16 protein-coding genes and 1 riboswitch are annotated in these 16,917 nt (G+C 72.4%); of the genes, 14 read left to right on the top strand and 2 right to left on the bottom strand.

All coding sequences use genetic code 11. The features are described from left to right. Positions 1 to 2: 2 nt before the first annotated feature. From ispG to ACZ7OY_RS07480, 6 genes are all read left to right on the top strand, one after another. Positions 3 to 1,160 carry a flavodoxin-dependent (E)-4-hydroxy-3-methylbut-2-enyl-diphosphate synthase gene (gene ispG, locus ACZ7OY_RS07505; protein WP_471910514.1) on the top strand — a complete coding sequence of 386 codons (1,158 nt, stop codon included), beginning with the start codon at positions 3 to 5 and terminating at the stop codon, positions 1,158 to 1,160. A 27-nt stretch (positions 1,161 to 1,187) separates the two neighbouring features. Further along, complete coding sequence (dxs, locus tag ACZ7OY_RS07500) at positions 1,188 to 3,071, top strand: 1-deoxy-D-xylulose-5-phosphate synthase (protein ID WP_471910513.1); 1,884 nt, start codon at positions 1,188 to 1,190, stop codon at positions 3,069 to 3,071. Beyond that, positions 3,068 to 4,453 carry an aspartate aminotransferase family protein gene (locus ACZ7OY_RS07495; protein ID WP_471910512.1) on the top strand — a complete coding sequence of 462 codons (1,386 nt, stop codon included), beginning with the start codon at positions 3,068 to 3,070 and terminating at the stop codon, positions 4,451 to 4,453. The genes dxs and ACZ7OY_RS07495 overlap by 4 nt, the downstream gene beginning before the upstream one ends. A gap of 31 nt (positions 4,454 to 4,484) precedes the next feature. Beyond that, complete coding sequence (locus tag ACZ7OY_RS07490) at positions 4,485 to 4,883, top strand: hypothetical protein (protein ID WP_471911185.1); 399 nt, start codon at positions 4,485 to 4,487, stop codon at positions 4,881 to 4,883. 179 nt (positions 4,884 to 5,062) lie between these two features. Continuing rightward, a complete protein-coding gene (locus tag ACZ7OY_RS07485) occupies positions 5,063 to 5,728 on the top strand; it encodes a helix-turn-helix domain-containing protein (protein ID WP_471910511.1) in 666 nt (221 codons plus the stop codon). Beyond that, entirely contained in the window at positions 5,725 to 5,850 is a 126-nt protein-coding gene (locus ACZ7OY_RS07480) for a DUF6126 family protein (RefSeq protein WP_385534477.1), read from the top strand. The genes ACZ7OY_RS07485 and ACZ7OY_RS07480 overlap by 4 nt, the downstream gene beginning before the upstream one ends. 86 nt (positions 5,851 to 5,936) lie before the next feature. On the opposite strand, the gene ACZ7OY_RS07475 is transcribed toward ACZ7OY_RS07480, so the two are convergent. Continuing rightward, positions 5,937 to 6,734, bottom strand: a complete 798-nt coding sequence (locus tag ACZ7OY_RS07475; protein WP_471910510.1) for a tyrosine-protein phosphatase — start codon at positions 6,732 to 6,734, stop codon at positions 5,937 to 5,939. Between the two features lie 452 nt (positions 6,735 to 7,186). Beyond that, positions 7,187 to 7,348: riboswitch (cyclic di-AMP (ydaO/yuaA leader) on the top strand. Between the two features lie 2 nt (positions 7,349 to 7,350). Here ACZ7OY_RS07475 and ACZ7OY_RS07470 point away from each other — a divergent pair. Both ACZ7OY_RS07470 and ACZ7OY_RS07465 read left to right on the top strand, forming a co-directional pair. Next, on the top strand, positions 7,351 to 8,316 hold the full coding sequence (locus ACZ7OY_RS07470) for a M23 family metallopeptidase (protein ID WP_471910509.1): 966 nt from the start codon (positions 7,351 to 7,353) through the stop codon (positions 8,314 to 8,316). A gap of 333 nt (positions 8,317 to 8,649) precedes the next feature. Further along, positions 8,650 to 9,435, top strand: a complete 786-nt coding sequence (locus ACZ7OY_RS07465) for an SGNH/GDSL hydrolase family protein (RefSeq protein ID WP_471911184.1) — start codon at positions 8,650 to 8,652, stop codon at positions 9,433 to 9,435. A 49-nt stretch (positions 9,436 to 9,484) separates the two neighbouring features. Here the strand turns inward: ACZ7OY_RS07465 and ACZ7OY_RS07460 are convergent, their stop codons facing one another. Continuing rightward, positions 9,485 to 10,096, bottom strand: coding sequence for a TetR/AcrR family transcriptional regulator (locus ACZ7OY_RS07460; RefSeq protein ID WP_471910508.1), 612 nt, complete (start codon positions 10,094 to 10,096; stop codon positions 9,485 to 9,487). Positions 10,097 to 10,292: 196 nt separating this feature from the next. Here ACZ7OY_RS07460 and ACZ7OY_RS07455 point away from each other — a divergent pair, with 196 nt between their 5' ends. The 6 genes from ACZ7OY_RS07455 to ACZ7OY_RS07430 all read left to right on the top strand — a co-directional run bounded on the left by ACZ7OY_RS07455 (position 10,293) and on the right by ACZ7OY_RS07430 (position 16,707). Beyond that, a complete protein-coding gene (locus ACZ7OY_RS07455) occupies positions 10,293 to 11,474 on the top strand; it encodes an MBL fold metallo-hydrolase (protein ID WP_471910507.1) in 1,182 nt (393 codons plus the stop codon). A 442-nt stretch (positions 11,475 to 11,916) separates the two neighbouring features. After that, positions 11,917 to 14,535 (top strand): sensor histidine kinase, encoded by a 2,619-nt coding sequence (locus ACZ7OY_RS07450; protein WP_471910506.1) that lies wholly within the window; start codon positions 11,917 to 11,919, stop codon positions 14,533 to 14,535. Between the two features lie 56 nt (positions 14,536 to 14,591). After that, positions 14,592 to 15,026 carry a roadblock/LC7 domain-containing protein gene (locus tag ACZ7OY_RS07445; protein ID WP_384720877.1) on the top strand — a complete coding sequence of 145 codons (435 nt, stop codon included), beginning with the start codon at positions 14,592 to 14,594 and terminating at the stop codon, positions 15,024 to 15,026. 2 nt (positions 15,027 to 15,028) lie between these two features. After that, the gene (locus ACZ7OY_RS07440; protein ID WP_351604946.1) at positions 15,029 to 15,400 is read left to right on the top strand and encodes a DUF742 domain-containing protein; all 372 of its coding nucleotides are present in this window, start codon (positions 15,029 to 15,031) and stop codon (positions 15,398 to 15,400) included. Continuing rightward, positions 15,378 to 15,998 (top strand): GTP-binding protein, encoded by a 621-nt coding sequence (locus ACZ7OY_RS07435; RefSeq protein ID WP_351604921.1) that lies wholly within the window; start codon positions 15,378 to 15,380, stop codon positions 15,996 to 15,998. The genes ACZ7OY_RS07440 and ACZ7OY_RS07435 overlap by 23 nt, the downstream gene beginning before the upstream one ends. A gap of 139 nt (positions 15,999 to 16,137) precedes the next feature. Next, entirely contained in the window at positions 16,138 to 16,707 is a 570-nt protein-coding gene (locus ACZ7OY_RS07430; RefSeq protein ID WP_471910505.1) for a GAF domain-containing protein, read from the top strand. The last annotated feature ends 210 nt before the right edge of the window (positions 16,708 to 16,917 follow it).

The raw sequence follows: 16,917 nt of genomic DNA, 5'->3' as shown, positions 1-16,917 counted from the left end.
TCATGACGGCCATCTCCTTGGGGGTTCCCGAGGTGCCGGCCCGGCCGATCGCCCAGCGGCGCGCGTCGCGGCGGATCGACGTCGGGCCGGTGGCCGTCGGGGGCGGCGCGCCGGTGTCGGTGCAGTCGATGACGACGACGCGGACGTCGGACATCGGGGCGACGTTGCAGCAGATCGCGGAGCTGACGGCGTCGGGGTGTCAGATCGTGCGGGTGGCGTGTCCGACGCAGGACGATGCGGACGCGCTGGCGACGATCGCGCGCAAGTCGCAGATCCCGGTGATCGCGGACATCCACTTCCAGCCGAAGTATGTGTTCGCGGCGATCGAGGCGGGCTGTGCGGCGGTGCGGGTGAACCCGGGCAACATCAAGCAGTTCGACGACAAGGTCAAGGAGATCGCGCGGGCGGCGAGGGACCACGGGACGCCGATCCGGATCGGGGTGAACGCGGGTTCGCTGGATCGTCGTCTGCTGCAGAAGTACGGGAAGGCGACGCCGGAGGCGCTGGCGGAGTCGGCGCTGTGGGAGGCGTCGTTGTTCGAGGAGCACGACTTCCGGGACATCAAGATCTCGGTCAAGCACAACGACCCGGTGATCATGGTCGAGGCGTACCGGCAGCTGGCGGCGCAGTGCGACTATCCGCTGCACCTGGGTGTGACGGAGGCGGGTCCGGCGTTCCAGGGCACGATCAAGTCGGCGGTGGCGTTCGGTGCGCTGTTGTCGCAGGGGATCGGGGACACGATCCGGGTGTCGTTGTCGGCTCCGCCGGTGGAGGAGGTCAAGGTCGGGATCCAGATCCTGGAGTCGCTGAACCTCAGGCAGCGTGGTCTGGAGATCGTGTCGTGTCCGTCGTGCGGGCGTGCGCAGGTGGATGTGTACAAGCTGGCCGAGGAGGTCACGGCGGGGCTGGAGGGCATGGAGGTCCCGCTGCGGGTCGCGGTCATGGGTTGTGTGGTGAACGGTCCGGGTGAGGCGCGTGAGGCCGACCTGGGTGTGGCGTCCGGCAACGGCAAGGGCCAGATCTTCGTCAAGGGCGAGGTCATCAAGACCGTCCCCGAGTCCAAGATCGTGGAGACCCTGATCGAGGAGGCGATGAAGATCGCCGAGCAGATGGAACAGGACGGCGTCGCGGCAGGGGAGCCGGCCGTCACCGTGAACTGAACGGCACGAACCGAAGGGGGCCCGAGCGTGACCATTCTGGAGACCATCCGGGGACCACGCGACCTTAAGGCGCTGTCCGAGGCGGAACTCGGTGAACTGTCCGAGGAGATCAGGGACTTCCTGGTGCACGCGGTGGCCAGGACCGGCGGACACCTCGGGCCCAACCTGGGGGTGGTGGAACTCTCCATCGCGCTCCACCGGGTCTTCGAGTCGCCGGTCGACCGCATCGTCTGGGACACCGGCCATCAGAGCTATGTGCACAAGCTGCTGACGGGACGTCAGGACTTCTCCAAGCTGCGCGGCAAGGGCGGCCTGTCCGGCTACCCCTCGCGCGAGGAGTCCGAGCACGACATCGTCGAGAACAGCCACGCCTCCACCGCGCTCGGCTGGGCGGACGGCCTCGCCAAGGCACGCCAGGTGCAGGGGGAGAACGGCCATGTCGTCGCGGTCATCGGCGACGGCGCGCTCACCGGCGGGATGGCCTGGGAGGCGCTGAACAACATCGCGGCCGCCAGGGACCGGCCGCTGATCATCGTCGTCAACGACAACGAGCGCTCCTACGCGCCCACCATAGGCGGCCTCGCCAACCACCTGGCGACCCTGCGCACGACCGACGGCTACGAGCAGGTCCTGGCCTGGGGCAAGGACGTACTGCTGCGGACCCCGGTGGTCGGGCCCACGCTCTACGAGTCGCTGCACGGGGCGAAGAAGGGCTTCAAGGACGCCTTCGCACCGCAGGGCATGTTCGAGGACCTGGGGCTGAAGTACGTCGGGCCGATCGACGGCCACGACCTCAAGGCCGTCGAGTCCGCGCTGCGCCGCGCCAAGCGTTTCCACGGGCCGGTCCTCGTCCACTGCCTCACCGAGAAGGGCCGCGGCTACGAACCCGCCCTCGCCCACGAGGAGGACCACTTCCACACCGTCGGCGTGATGGACCCGCTCACCTGCGCGCCGCTCGCCCCGGCCGGCGGGCCGTCCTGGACCTCGGTGTTCGGCGACGAGATGGTCGCGATCGGGGAGGAACGCGACGACGTCGTGGCGATCACCGCCGCGATGCTGCACCCGGTGGGCCTCGGCAAGTTCGCGGCCCGCTTCCCCGACCGGGTCTGGGACGTCGGCATCGCCGAGCAGCACGCGGCCGTCTCGGCGGCCGGCCTCGCCACCGGCGGACTGCACCCCGTCGTCGCCGTCTACGCCACCTTCCTCAACCGCGCCTTCGACCAGTTACTGATGGACGTGGCGCTGCACAGGTGCGGTGTCACCTTCGTGCTCGACCGGGCCGGCGTCACCGGTGTCGACGGCGCCTCCCACAACGGCATGTGGGACATGTCGATCCTCCAGGTCGTCCCCGGGCTCAGGATCGCCGCGCCGCGCGACGCCGACCAGCTCCGCGCCCAACTGCGCGAGGCCGTGGCCGTGGACGACGCGCCGACCCTGGTGCGCTTCCCCAAGGAGTCGGTGGGACCGCAGATCCCGGCCGTCGGCCAGGTGGGCGGCCTCGACGTCCTGCACCGCAGCTCGGGCACGCCCGAGGTGCTGCTGGTGGCCGTCGGCGTGATGGCGCCGGTCTGCCTCCAGGCCGCCGAACTCCTCGAGGCGCGCGGCACCGCCTGCACCGTGGTCGACCCCCGCTGGGTCAAACCCGTCGACCCGGCGCTGCCGGGCCTGGCCGCGGAACACCGGCTGGTGGCCGTCGTCGAGGACAACAGCCGCGCGGCCGGGGTCGGCGCGGCGGTCGCGCTCGCCCTCGGCGACGCCGAGGTCGACGTACCCGTACGGCGGTTCGGCATCCCGGAGCAGTTCCTCGCACACGCCAAGCGCGGCGAGGTGCTCGCCGACATCGGCCTCACCCCGGTCGAGATCGCCGGACGGATCAGCGCAAGCCTGGCAGTCAAGGAGAAACAGGGATGACCGAGGAGTTCGACCTCGCCGCGCTGCTGGCCGAGCGCGGGGCCGAGCGCTACGAGCTGCACGCCAAGCACCTCAACCACCAGCTCCCGCGCATGCTGCACACCATCGGCTTCGACAAGGTCTACACCCGCGCCGAGGGCGCCTACTTCTGGGACGAGGACGGCAACGACTACCTGGACATGCTCGCCGGGTTCGGGGTGATGGGCCTGGGCCGCCACCACCCCGTGGTCCGCAAGGCGCTGCACGACGTCCTCGACGCCTCGCTCGCCGACCTCACCCGCTTCGACTGCCAGCCGCTGCCCGGGCTGCTGGCCGAGCGGCTCCTCGCGCACAGCCCGCACCTGGACCGGGTGTTCTTCGGCAACAGCGGCACGGAGGCGGTCGAGACCGCGCTGAAGTTCGCCCGCTACGCCACCGGCAGGCCGCGGATCCTGTACTGCGACCACGCCTTCCACGGCCTGACCACCGGCTCCCTCTCCGTCAACGGCGAGTCCGGCTTCCGGGACGGCTTCGCGCCGCTCCTGCCCGACACCGCCGTCCCGCTCGGCGACCTCGACGCGCTGGCCCGGGAGCTGAAGAAGGGCGACGTGGCGGGCCTGGTCGTCGAGCCGATCCAGGGCAAGGGCGTGCACGAGGCCCCGCCCGGCTATCTGCGCGCCGCCCAGGAACTGCTGCACCGGCACAAGGCGCTGCTCATCGCCGACGAGGTGCAGACCGGGCTGGGCCGGACCGGCGACTTCTACGCCTACCAGCACGAGGACGGCGTCGAACCGGACCTGGTGTGCGTGGCCAAGGCGCTGTCCGGCGGCTATGTGCCGGTCGGCGCCACGCTCGGCCGGGACTGGATCTTCAAGAAGGTCTACTCGTCGATGGACCGGGTGCTCGTCCATTCGGCGAGCTTCGGGTCGAACGCCCAGGCCATGGCCGCCGGCCTGGCCGTGCTCTCGGTCATGGAGAACGACCAGATCGTCGCCAACGCCCGCGCCACCGGTGAGCTGCTGCGGTCCCGGCTGGCCGCGCTCACCGACAAGTACGAGCTGCTCGCCGACGTCCGCGGCCGGGGCCTGATGATCGGCATCGAGTTCGGCCGGCCGAAGTCGCTGAAGCTGCGCGGCCGCTGGAGCATGCTCCAGGCCGCGCGCAAGGGGCTGTTCGCGCAGATGGTGGTGGTCCCGCTGCTCCAGCGGCACCGGATCCTCACCCAGGTCTCCGGCGACCACCTCGAGGTGATCAAGCTCATCCCGCCGCTCGTCATCGGCGAGCGGGAGGCGGACCGGTTCGTCGACGCCTTCACCGAGGTGATGGACGACGCGCACAACGGGGGCGGGCTGGTCTGGGACTTCGGCCGGACGCTGATCAAGCAGGCGGTGGCCAACCGGTAGGCCGGGCGGGGTGTCGGTGCGCTGCGGCATGATGACGGCCGTGAACACCGAGATGCTCAAGGACATCTGGCAGCGGCTCCTCACCGACCCCGGCAAGTCGTGGGTGCTGTTCGAGCACGGCACCTGTGTCGTGCTCACCGCCCCGGAGGGAGACCTCGCGGACCAGGCCACCGGGATCCTGCGGGAGTTCGGACCGGTGCACGTCGGATCCCCGGCGGGGGACTTCGGGGTGATCGACCTCAAGGACGCCGAAGGATGGGTCGTCACCGGGCAGCACAACGACGTCCTCACCTACGTCGGCCCCGACGAGCCGCACGAACGGTCGGACATCGCGATAGGGGTGTTCGGGCGGTCCAAGCGCCACCGCGACGGCACCGAACTCCACGTCGTCCATGTCGAGGACAGGCGCGGCCGGGCGGACCAGGACTGATCACGGGCATGGGGATCACGGGCATGGGCGCCGGCACGGGCACGGATACAGGCACCGGCACGGATAGCGGCACCGGCACGTAGGCGGTCGCCGGGCCGTGCTCCAGGGCCTGCAGCTTGCGGTTTGCCTGAGAGGCAAGTTATTTGCCTGGGAGGCAATCGGCTGGCTCAATGGATCCCATGAGCTTCCCCGAAGCCGCCCCCGAGCCGCCGCTCGGCCCGGCAGCAGAGCCGGTCGCGGAACCGGCGGCGGAGACCGCCGAAGGTCTTCCGGCCGTCGCGCCGCGGCTGCGCGCCCTGCGCCGCCGGGCCGCACTGACCCTGGAGGCCGCCGCCCGCGCCGCCGGGCTGTCGCCCGCCCATCTCTCCCGACTGGAGACCGGGCAGCGCCAGCCCTCGCTGCCGATGCTGCTCACACTCGCCCGCGTCTACGGTACGACAGTCTCGGATCTGCTCGGCGAGACGGTCCCCGACCGGGACGCCGTGCTGCGCGCCGGTGACATGGAGCCGACCGCCGCGGGCGGCTGGACGTACTGGCAGGCCGGCTCGCCCGGCCGCGGGATGCAGCCCCTGCGGGTGCGTGTCCCGTACGGCTCGCAGGGCGACATCGTCCGCGTGCACCCCGGCGAGGAGTGGCTGTACGTCCTCACCGGGCGCCTGCGGCTGCGGCTGGCCGACGCCACCCATCTGCTCGGTCCGGGCGACAGCGCGCACTTCGACTCGCTGACCCCGCACCGTATCGCCGCTCAGGACCCCGCCGGGGTCGAGCTGCTGTTCGTACACACCCTGCTGCAAAGCCCGACGGCCGCCCTGTGCCTCGGCAACGTCATCGGAGAGAGGCCATGAGCGACATCGAGGAGAAGTTCCCCCGTGCCCTCTGGATCAGGCTGATCATCTACATCGCCGTGGGACACGTCCTCGCGGGTTTCATCTGGCTGCTCTTCGAGGTCGGCGCGCAACAGCAGTAGCCACCCGGTAGCAGTGGCCGCCCGGCAGCGGGCGGCCCCGGAGGCCGGAGCCCGGCGGCGGACCGCCGCCGGGCTCCGGCCTCCGGTCAGTCCAGGAGCCGCTCGCGCAGCCGTTCCCGGGTCCCGGGGGTCAGCTTGAGCCCCAGCTCCAGGTAGGCGTCGACGCCGCCCCAGTTCTCCTCGATGGTCTCCAGCGCCGCGGCCAGGTACTCCGCACGCGCGTCGAACAGGGGGCTGAGCAGCTCCATGACCTCGGGGGAGTAGCCCGCCGAGGACGAGTCGCTGCGGCGCACCTTGTAACGGCGGTGCGTGGCGTTGGACTCCAGGTAGTCGGCGAGGATCGCCTCGCGCTCCACCCCCAGGGCCAGCAGCGTCACCGCGATGGACAGACCGGCGCGGTCCTTGCCCGCCGCGCAGTGCATCAGGACGGGGACACCGTCCTCGGCGAGCGAGTGCAGCACCCGGGAGTGCTCGGCCGTCCGCTCCTTGACGATGGTGCGGTACGACATGATCATCCGGTGGGCGGCCTTGCCCTCGCCGAGGATCGCGCGCAGCTGCTCGATCTCGCCGTCGCGGACCATCTTCCAGAACTCGGAGCCGTCCGCCGGGTCCGACAGCGGCAGGTTCACATTGCGCACGCCGGGCAGCTCGACGTCCGGGCCCTCCAGCTTCTGGTCCGCCGCGTTGCGGAAGTCGAAGATCGTGTGCAGCTTCAGGGAGGACAGGAACGCCGCGTCCTCGTCGGTGGCGTGCGCCAGGTGACCGCTGCGGAACAGCACGCCGTGGCGCACCCGCCGTCCGTCGGCGGTGGGCAGCCCGCCGACGTCACGGAAGTTGCGCACTCCGGCCAGTTCGGGCTCGGTCGACGGGACCTGCTGCGTCAAGGGGGGCTCCTCCCGCTGGACCCGTCGGCGTGGCTCGGCGGGTGGCCGACGGGATGCGCTGTCGACGATACGACATCGGTTCGAGGGGGGCCGCGTTGTCCACAGGCCAAAGCCTCAATGCGCAGATCGCCGCTATTTGGAATCTCTGAGATGTATGCCCGAATTGAACCTTTCGTGCTAAGTCGCCCCGGAGTAAAGGCGGCTGAGTGGCAAGCGCGTGAGCAGGGTCATATCGGTGACCGTGAGTGGTACGTCATGTTCACGCAATCAGTGCGCTTTTTTGGGGAGATGTGAAGCGAGAGGGCGGTGAATTCACAGAGGGTAATCGGGATCTCTCGTAACGGATCAAGCAAATCGGGCAGATCCGGAAGGGGGCGCTTGTCCCCTTGCGGCGGGCTCGCTTAGGTTCCACACCGATCCGGACGGACGCCTAATCCTGCCGCCGCCCGGTGCCCGCACACTCACCCGTGCACGGCAGGAGCGGGGGACCCACAGGCTCGACCGCCTGGTCCCGTCACCGGAACAGGCTAGGGGTTCAGCCGCGCCGCGAGCGCGGCCGGGCATCTCCAGTCCGCACCCGACAGCTCACCTCGTAGGCGCCGGAGAGGAAATCGCCATGCCCGCGAAGGGTAAGCACCGCCGTCCCAAGACCCTGCGTCTCACCCGCTCGTTCGCCGTCGCCGGAACCGGCGGCGCCGCGCTCGCCCTCCCGCTGCTGGGAGCCACCGGTGCGCACGCGGCGACGCCGCAGTCCGCCGTCCAGTCGGTTCCCGGCACGGTCACGCAGTCCGTCGCGACGAGCGGCCAGAAGACCGCCGAGCAGGCTGCCGGGCAGAGCGCGGATGTCCGTACCTACACGGTGGTCGCCGGCGACTACCTCGCGAAGATCGCCGACGCGCAGCACGTCGACGGCGGCTGGCACCGGCTCTACCAGGACAACCGGGCGGCCGTCGGGGCCGATCCGTCGCTGATCCACCCCGGTCTGAAGCTCAGCATCGGCGCGCAGGCCGTGACGGGCGGGGACGCCCGGTCCGCCGCCCCGCAGGCCGCCGCGCCCAAGTCCCCGTCGGCGGAGTCCTCCTCCGCGAAGTCCGCGTCCACGGAGTCCTCGTCCGCGCAGTCCTCGGCGTCGAAGCCCGCAGCCCCGCAGGCCGCCGCGCCGCAGACCACCGGCAGCGGCTTCACGCTCCCGGTCGCCGGGGCCCCGATCGGCACCGCCTACCACGTGGCGGGCAGCATGTGGGCCAGCGGCCACCACACCGGCGTCGACTTCGTCGTCCCGACCGGCACCTCGCTCAAGGCCGTCGGCGCGGGCACCGTCGTCTCGGCCGGCTGGGGCGGCGCGTACGGCAACCAGGTCGTCATCCGGCTCGCCGACGGCCACTACGCGCAGTACGCCCACCTGTCCCAGCTCTCCGTCTCGGCCGGCCAGGCCGTGACCGCGGGTCAGCAGGTCGGCCTCTCGGGCGCGACCGGCAACGTGACGGGTCCGCACCTGCACTTCGAGATCCGCACCACGCCGGACTACGGCTCCGACATCGACCCGATCGCCTACCTCCGCGCGCACGGCGTCGCCGTCTGACCCGCGGGCCGTCCGACAGCCGGGCCGCCTGACAGCCGGGCCGTCTGACCGACGGGCCGTGCGGCTGACGGGCTGTCCGACCGACAGGCCGTCTCCCGCACGCGTCTCCGCCGTCGAAGGCCGGACCCCCACCCCCGGGGTCCGGCCTTCGGCGTGCCCGGGTGCGGGCACCGCGTCGACGTCCCGGATCGCACGCTTATTCCCCGATTGGGCAACTCTTTAGGAGTGGCTTATCTCACCGTCCGTCAACCCATGGCTACGGTCGCGTAGGTCACATTCGAAGGTGAATCATGAGCCGATGTGGCAGACGATTCGAAGAGTGACAGCAGAGCAGTGATCGGGTCGTACGTAGCGGTGGGGGACAGCTTCACCGAGGGCGTCGGCGACCCCGGCCCCGACGGGGCGTTCGTCGGCTGGGCCGACCGGTTCGCGGTACTCCTGGCGGACCGGCAGCCCGAGGGCGACTTCCAGTACACCAATCTCGCGGTACGCGGAAAGCTCCTCGACCAGATCGTGGAGGACCAGCTTCCGCAGGCCGTCCGACTCGCGCCGGACCTGGTCTCCTTCTGTGCCGGCGGCAACGACATCCTGCGGCCCGGGACCGACCCCGACGAGGTGGCGGAGCGGTTCGAGCGCGCGATCGCCGCGCTGACCGCCGTATCCGGCACGGTCATGGTGACGACCGGCTTCGACACCCGCGGTGTTCCCCTGCTCAAGCACCTGCGCGGGAAGATCGCGACCTACAACGGGCACGTCCGGGCCGTCGCCGACCGGTACGGCTGCCCGGTGCTGGACCTGTGGTCCCTCAAGTCCGTCCAGGACCGCCGGGCCTGGGACGACGACCGGCTCCACCTCGGGCCCGAGGGGCACACGCGCGTGGCACTGCGCGCGGGCCAGACCCTCGGCGTGGACGTGCCGGCCGACCCGGAGCAGCCCTGGCCCGCGCTGCCCCCGCGCGGCACCCTCGAAGTACGGCGCGACGACGTCCACTGGGCGCGTGAGTACCTGGTTCCGTGGATCGGCCGACGGCTGCGCGGGGAGTCCTCGGGCGACCACGTGACCGCCAAGGGCGCGCTGTCCCCGGAGGACATCAAGGAACGGATCGCGTCCGTGGCCTGAGCGGCCGACGGACCCGGGCGCGGGGCCGGTCCTCCGGCCGGCTCCGCGCCTACGCCGTCAACGCCTCCCGTGCGAGACCCAGTTCCCGGGCCAGCGCCTCGTCCACCCACTCCTGCGCGCGGGCCCGCGAGACGGCACCGGAGTACGACGTCAGCTGCACGGCGAGCCCGTCGAGCAGCGCCGTCAGACGCAGCGCGGTGGCCGCGGGGTCCGGGCACTCGAACTCCCCGGCGGCCACACCGTCCGCGACGACCTCGGCGAGCGCCGCCTTCCAGCGCCGGTCGAGGTCGCGCGTGACGTCCTGCAGCGCGGGCTCGCGCAGCGCCGCCGCCCACCCCTCGATCCACAGCCGCCAGCCCTTGGCCTGCCCCGTGGGGGCGTACCAGCGCACGGCCGAGCGCAGCCGCCGCAGCGCGGTCGTCCGGCGGCCGAGCAGCTTGCGCAACCGGGCCAGGTCCTCCTCGGCCGCGTAGGTGAAGGCGGCGGCGACCAGCTTCTCCTTGGTCGAGAAGTGGTAGAGCACCAGCGCGTTGCTCACCCCGAGCGCCGAGGCCACGTCGGCGATCCTGACCGCCGCCACGCCCCGCGCCTCGATCTGCTGCACGGCGGCCCGCAGCAACTCCTCGCGCCGCTCCGCCACGTTCAACCGCACTCTCGCCACCCGGTCACCCTAGTGCCGCACCCCCGCTGCCGGAACGGCGAAGTGATCCGTACCGAACGGGCCCGGGTTCGGGACGGCCGTCGCCGGTGACAGGCGCCACGGCTGCCCGCGGGGCGGGCGGGAACGTACGGCCGGGCACCGGCGTTGTGGCAGGAGCCGACCATAATGAAACGTCCTGACTCCCCCTGGAGGTGCCGTGCCCGGTTCCCGTTCCTCGAGCCTCGGGCTCCGCTCGTTGCAGCCCGCGGCCTTCGGCGCGGACCCGAGCGGCGGGCGCATGGCGCGCATCCGCAGATCGCCCCACTTCAAGGACGGGGTGTTCCAGAACCCCGGCGGCCCGTCCCGGATCCGTCCCTCGGGCTCCGCCGCCTCCCTCGCGAAGGTGTACTTCGACCGGGAGGCCAAGTCGCACCGTGCCCCGAGCGGCACGATCCCGGTGCACGCCACCACCCTCGCCGACCTCGCCCGGCCGCCCGCCTCCGGACTGCGGCTCACCTGGATGGGACACTCCAGCGTGCTCGCCGAGATCGACGGCCGACGGGTGCTGTTCGACCCCGTCTGGGGGGAGCGCTGCTCGCCGTTCGCCTTCGCCGGTCCCAAGCGGCTGCACCCGGTGCCCCTGCCGCTGGCCGCGCTCGGCCCGGTCGACGTCGTCGTCATCTCCCACGACCACTACGACCACCTCGACATGCCCACGATCAAGGCGCTGGCGGGCACGGACACCCTGTTCGCCGTGCCGCTCGGGGTCGGCGAGCACCTCGAACACTGGGGTGTGGCGGCCGACCGGCTGCGCGAGCTGGACTGGCACGAGTCGACCCGGATCGGCGGCCTCACCCTGACCGCCACCCCCGCGCGCCACTTCTGCGGCCGCGGGCTGCGCAACACCCAGCACACGCTGTGGGCTTCCTGGGTCGTGGCCGGCGAGGAACACCGGATCTACCACAGCGGTGACACGGGCTACTTCGACGGATTCCGGGGCATCGGCGCGGAACACGGCCCGTTCCACGCCACAATGATCCAGATCGGTGCGTACTCGGACTTCTGGCCCGACATTCATATGACTCCGGAGGAAGGGGTCCAGGCCCACCTCGACCTCCAGTCCGGTGACCCGGCGGCCGGCGTGATGCTGCCCATCCACTGGGCGACCTTCAATCTGGCGCCGCACCCGTGGGCCGAGCCGGGCGAGGGCACGATGCGGGCCCTGCACAAGGCCGGAGCGAACCTGGCGGCCCCGGTGGCCGGCGAGCCGTTCGAGCCGACCGTGGCGGCGCCCTCGGCGCCGTGGTGGCGTGCCGTCGCCAAGCCGCCGACCGGGGGCTGGCCCACGTGGCCGCCGGTGGCGTCGGCCGGACCGGAACCGGCCTTCGCGGGGGAGTAGCGGTCGATCCGTCCGGGGCCGGACCACGCGCGGCCCCGTTTCCTCTCGTGCTCCGTCGGCACCCGTGCGCGGTCGGGCGGCAACAGTTCCCGCCCCTTCGGCATCACCGAGCCTTTCGGCATCACCGACAGCGACTGTTTCTGATCGGTTGAGACCAACTTCTTACTGCCAGGTTCTCTTCGCGTTCCCCCTGGGGGAGGGGGGTCTGGTGGGTTTATCGGTCTTTCGTGCGAGGCCTCATACCAGAGCGGGATGCTCCCCGTGGGACTTTGCCAACTGCCCACCGCACCTGTCGCAACCGCGACTACTGTGAGTGTCCGCCGGGCGACGCAGGGCCGAATTCTTCGGCTCTCCCGACCGGCATCGCGATGGCGCATGCCCGAGCTGCGCACCACGCGTGAGCAACCAGGCTCAGGCTCGACGGACCAGCACGAGGACACCGATGTCTCACCTCCGCGCACCGGCCGCACGCGCAGACCGCCGTGACGGCGGCGGGCGGCACGGGCGGCCGGTCGCCCGCCCCGCCGTCCCGCTTCCCGAGGCCCACATACGGCCGCAACTCCTGCGGCTCGCCGTGCTGCCGCCCATCGCGGTCGCCCTCAGCGCGTGCGCGGCGATCCTGGTCACCGCCCGCTCCGCCGGAGCCGGACAGGGCATCACCCTGTGGGCGGTACTGACCGGCGCCCTCGCGGTCACCGTCGCCGGGATCCTGATCGCCGCCGTCGCCGCCGACCGTGCCGCCCGGTCCGTGACCGACCGGATCGCCGCGCTGCGCCGCAGCAGCGCCCGCGGCGAGGCCGATCTGCGCGCCGTGGTGGAGGCGTTACGACGCGGCGAGAACGCGCCCCGGCGCAAGCCGCGCGGCGGCCCGGCCAAGGACGCCGACGAGTTCGAACTGCTCGCCGCGGACCTGGCCCGCGCGCACGACGGCGCCGTCACCGCCGTCGTGCAGGCCGCCCAGCTCTCCAGTCAGACGGGCAGCGAACAGAAGCTGGAGGTCTTCCTGAACCTGGCCCGGCGGCTCCAGTCGCTGGTGCACCGGGAGATCTCCATCCTCGACGAGCTGGAGAACCAGATCGAGGACCCCGACCTGCTCAAGGGCCTCTTCCACGTGGACCACCTCGCCACCCGCATCCGCCGTCACGCCGAGAACCTCGCCGTGCTCGGCGGGGCGGTCTCGCGCCGGCAGTGGAGCAACCCGGTGTCCATGACCGAGGTGCTGCGCTCCGCGATCGCCGAGGTCGAGCAGTACTCACGGGTCAAGCTCGTCCCGCCGGTCGACGGCGAGCTGCGCGGTCACGCCGTCGCCGACGTCATCCATCTGCTGGCCGAACTCGTCGAGAACGCCACGGTGTTCTCCGCCCCGCACACCCAGGTGCTGATGCGGGCCAATCTCGTCACCTCCGGGCTCGCCGTCGAGGTGGAGGACCGCGGGCTCGGTATGCCCGCCGAGGAGCAGAGCAGGATGAACGACCTGCTCGCCGACCCCGACCAGGTCAATGTCGCCCGGTTGCTCGCCGACGGCCGGATCGGGCTCTTCGTCGTCTCCCAGCTCGCGCGCCGACACGGCATCAGGGTCCGCCTCCAGACCAACATCTACGGCGGGGTGCAGGCCGTCCTGGTCGTGCCGCAGGGGCTGCTCGGCACGGCGCCGGGTGGCGTCCTCGGGGCCGTCGCCGTGCCACGGCCGGCGGACCCGGCGACCGGTCCCGCCGCACCGCAGCAGTCCGGGACCGGATCCGCCCCGGAGTCCGGACGGCAGCTCGCGCCCGCCGTACCTGCCGTCCCGACCGGCCGACGGCGTCGGCAGCAGCGTGACGACGACCGTGGCACCGTCGTTCCCGCCGCCCTCGACCGGAGCGCGCGGAGCGGGAGCGGTACGGGCTCCACGGGTTCCGCCTCGACCGCGCCAGGTGTCAGCGGGCCGGTCCCCGTGCCGGGCCGCCGCGGCCCGATCCCGATCCCGGGCGGTACCGGGTTCGGGTACCCGGCCGACGGGACGAACGGCGACGGACCGGCCCGCACCGGGAACGGCGACGGACCGGCCCGCACGGGGAGCGGCCCGGCCCCGACGGGGAACGGCCCGGCGCTCACCCGCAACGGCGGCGGGCCGGCCTCCGGGTCGGGTCGCGGCGGGGCGTCCCCCGTGGCGAACGGCACCGATCCGCGTGCGAAGGCGAACGGCGCCGCCGCTCCCCGGCCGGGGAGCGGCACGGGCCCGGCAGCTGCCACGAGCGGTACGCGACCGGAGGCGGCCGGAGCCGGTCCGCGGCCGGAGGCCGGGATCCGTGCTCTGCCGCAGGGCACCGCGGGTCCGGGCGCATCGGCGCGCACCGGCGAACCGGACCGGCCGCCGGGCGGAGACGACGGCGGAACGTCCGGCGGTCACGGCGAACTGCCGGCCCCGCGCAGCACCCCCGACGCCTCCCGGCCGCTCGGGGGCGCGCCCGCTGCTCTGCCGGTGCGCGGCCCCAGGGGGGAACGGTCCAACCCCGCTTCGGCCGTTCCCGGGATCAGGCCCGAGGAACGCCGGACCGTCGCCGAGAGCACGCAAGGGCTGCCCACCCCGCGCAGCGGCGCGGTGCGCGGCACCATGGGCAAGCCCCGGCTGCCCCGGCGGCGCGCCCAGGAGCACATCGCCCCCCAGCTGCGCGGCGGGCCCACGCCCCGCCAGGACTCCGAACACGTCGCCGCGCACGACCCGGGCCTGATGGCCGCCTTCCAGCGTGGCGTCGGCCTGGCCGAGGCCCAGCAGAGCCTGGAGGCGGCCGCACCCCCCGGCGCGTCCCTCTCCGACGTACAGCTCGTACCGAACGACGTACACCTCGCGCCGACGTCGACGCCGACACCGACGCCCGTCGCCGTACCGCCGCCCGCTGCCGCCGAACCGTCGCCGCCCGGCGTCGCCGTACCGACGTCCTTCCTGGACAAGGCACGTATAGCCCGGGCGCAGCCCGCGGTGCCCGCCGCCCCCGAGGCATCCGGCGCGCGCGACAGCCGGTCCGCGCCCGGACCCGACCAGCACCCCGCCCGGCACGACGGGAGCGCGCCTGCCGGATGACCACCGCACCCCCCACAGCTCCCGCCGACCTTCGTACCCCAAGGAGTCGATCCACCATGGCGAGCGATGTGCCGACCAGTCATTCGTCCGATCTCGACTGGCTGATGAGCGGCCTCGTGCAGCGCGTCCCGCACACCACCAGTGCGGTCCTGCTCTCCTGCGACGGACTCGTGAAGTCCGTCCACGGCCTGGACCACGACAGCGCCGACCACATGGCCGCCCTGGCCTCCGGCCTGTACTCCCTCGGGCGCAGCGCCGGTGTGCGCTTCGGCGACGGCGGCGACGTACGGCAAGTGGTCGTCGAACTCGACGCGAACCTGCTGTTCGTGACCACCGCCGGCTCCGGCACCTGCCTCGCGGTGCTCGCCGGCCGCGAGGCCGACGCCGCGGTGCTCGGCTACGAGATGGCCATGCTGGTCAAGAGCGTCCGCCCGTACCTGGTGACGGCGCCCCGGCAGCATGCCGCCGACCCCCCGGTGATGAGGCGTTGAGCGTGGCGGCGGCCGGCGACGGGCCCTGGCTCGACGACGCGGCCGGACGGCTGGTGCGGCCCTTCACCGTCAGCAACGGCCGCACCAGGCCCACCATCGCGCTCGACCTCATCTCGCAGGTGCGGGCCACCGGGGTCACCCCGCTCGGGTACCTCGGTCCGGAGCACGCACAGGCCCTCGCCCTCTCCCGCGCGCCCGTCTCGGTCGCCGAGGTGTCCGCCCATCTGAAGCTGCCGGCGGCCGTCACCAAGGTGCTGCTGTCCGACCTGGTCGATTGCGGGGTACTGACCACCAAACCTCCCGAATTCCACCACAACCCCACCGACCGGGCCCTTCTGGAGGCAGTGCTCGATGGACTACGACGACAGCTCTGAGTACGAGAACGGCCCCATGCCCTTCCCCACCGCGCTGAAGATCCTGGTGGCGGGCGGTTTCGGGGTCGGCAAGACGACCTTTGTCGGCACGGTGAGCGAGATCGCCCCGCTCAGCACGGAGGAGCTGCTCACCACCGTCAGCGCCACGACCGACAATCTCGACGGCATCGAGAACAAGGTCGAGACGACCGTGGCGATGGACTTCGGCCGCATCACGCTCGACCCGCAGCACGTCCTCTACCTGTTCGGCACGCCCGGACAGGAGCGGTTCTGGTTCATGTGGGACGAGCTCTCCGAGGGCGCGCTCGGCGCGGTCATCCTGGCCGACACCCGCCGCCTGGAGGAGTGCTTCGCCGCCGTCGACTTCTTCGAGGAACGCGGTCTCGGCTTCATCGTGGCGGTCAACGAGTTCGACGGCGCCCACCGCTACGCCTCCGAGGAGGTCCGGGCGGCCCTCGACCTCGGTCCCGGGATCCCCGTGGTGCGCTGCGACGCCCGTATCTCCGCCTCGGGCGTCCAGACCCTGCTGACCCTCGTACGCCACCTCATCGCCCATGCCCCGGCGGCCCCCGAGCCCAGCCGTGGCGTCCATCTGTGATCCCCGCACCCGCCCACGGAGCCCGCGATTCCCGCACCCGTCCACGGAGCCCGCACATGACCCGCACCCACCCGGAGCCGGCCCGCACCCGCCCGGCCCTGGCGCACTCGGCCCTCGCGCACCCGGCCGGAGACCGGCCATGAGCTACGGCGCACCGCGTCCGGCGGGCCGGCTGCTGCTCACCCCCGAGGACAAGGAGGCGCCCGCCCGCGCGCTGCGACTGCGCAGGCTGGGCCTGGGGGAGCGGCCCGAGCCCGAGCTCGACGCCTTCGCGGACCGGCTCGCCCACCTCACCGGGGCCCCGTACGCCATGGTCAACTTCATCGACGAGGAGCGGCAGTACTTCGCCGGGCTGCACCTTCCGGGAGCCCCTCCGCCCGCGCCCCCCGGCCGGCCCGAGGTGGGCCGCTGGCTGCCCCGCGACCACGGGTACTGCCCCCATGTCGTCGTCCGGCGCAAGGCGCTGGTCCTGGAGGACGTCCGCGACTATCCGCGGTTCGCGGGCAACCCGATCGTCTACGACTACGGCATCCACTCCTATCTCGGCGCCCCGCTCGTCGCCGCCGGCGGGATGGTGCTGGGCACGGTGTGCGTGGCCGACGCCACGCCCCGGCCCTGGGGGAGGACCGGCCTGGAGACCATCAAGTCGACGGCCGCCGAGCTCACGGCGCGCATCGAACGGTGCGAGGCGGACGGCCTCCCGCTCTGAGCCGACCGGGGGGACGGACGGGCTGGGCCGACCGGGCGACGGACGGGCTGGGCCGACCGGGGGACACGGGGGACTGCGCCGACCGGGGGACGGACCGGGCCGGGCGGGCCGGGCCTGGCGGGCGCGGCACACCGGTGTGAAGCAGAGCTGTGGCGCCGCTTAAGAAAACCTCGATGGACCACGGCACCGCGATACGGCAGATTGCTAGGC

This window comes from Streptomyces sp. NPDC107559 (assembly GCF_055657365.1).
This window is presented reverse-complemented; position numbering and strand designations above follow the sequence as displayed.

What these genes read in the sequence shown, in the direction of transcription:
- ispG (WP_471910514.1), top strand. Translation starts at nt 3, where the DNA reads ATGACGGCCATCTCCTTGGGGGTTCCCGAGGTGCCGGCCCGGCCGATC.
- ACZ7OY_RS07495 (WP_471910512.1), top strand. Translation starts at nt 3,068, where the DNA reads ATGACCGAGGAGTTCGACCTCGCCGCGCTGCTGGCCGAGCGCGGGGCC.
- ACZ7OY_RS07490 (WP_471911185.1), top strand. Translation starts at nt 4,485, where the DNA reads ATGACGGCCGTGAACACCGAGATGCTCAAGGACATCTGGCAGCGGCTC.
- ACZ7OY_RS07485 (WP_471910511.1), top strand. Translation starts at nt 5,063, where the DNA reads ATGAGCTTCCCCGAAGCCGCCCCCGAGCCGCCGCTCGGCCCGGCAGCA.
- ACZ7OY_RS07480 (WP_385534477.1), top strand. Translation starts at nt 5,725, where the DNA reads ATGAGCGACATCGAGGAGAAGTTCCCCCGTGCCCTCTGGATCAGGCTG.
- ACZ7OY_RS07470 (WP_471910509.1), top strand. Translation starts at nt 7,351, where the DNA reads ATGCCCGCGAAGGGTAAGCACCGCCGTCCCAAGACCCTGCGTCTCACC.
- ACZ7OY_RS07450 (WP_471910506.1), top strand. Translation starts at nt 11,917, where the DNA reads ATGTCTCACCTCCGCGCACCGGCCGCACGCGCAGACCGCCGTGACGGC.
- ACZ7OY_RS07445 (WP_384720877.1), top strand. Translation starts at nt 14,592, where the DNA reads ATGGCGAGCGATGTGCCGACCAGTCATTCGTCCGATCTCGACTGGCTG.
- ACZ7OY_RS07435 (WP_351604921.1), top strand. Translation starts at nt 15,378, where the DNA reads ATGGACTACGACGACAGCTCTGAGTACGAGAACGGCCCCATGCCCTTC.
- ACZ7OY_RS07430 (WP_471910505.1), top strand. Translation starts at nt 16,138, where the DNA reads ATGAGCTACGGCGCACCGCGTCCGGCGGGCCGGCTGCTGCTCACCCCC.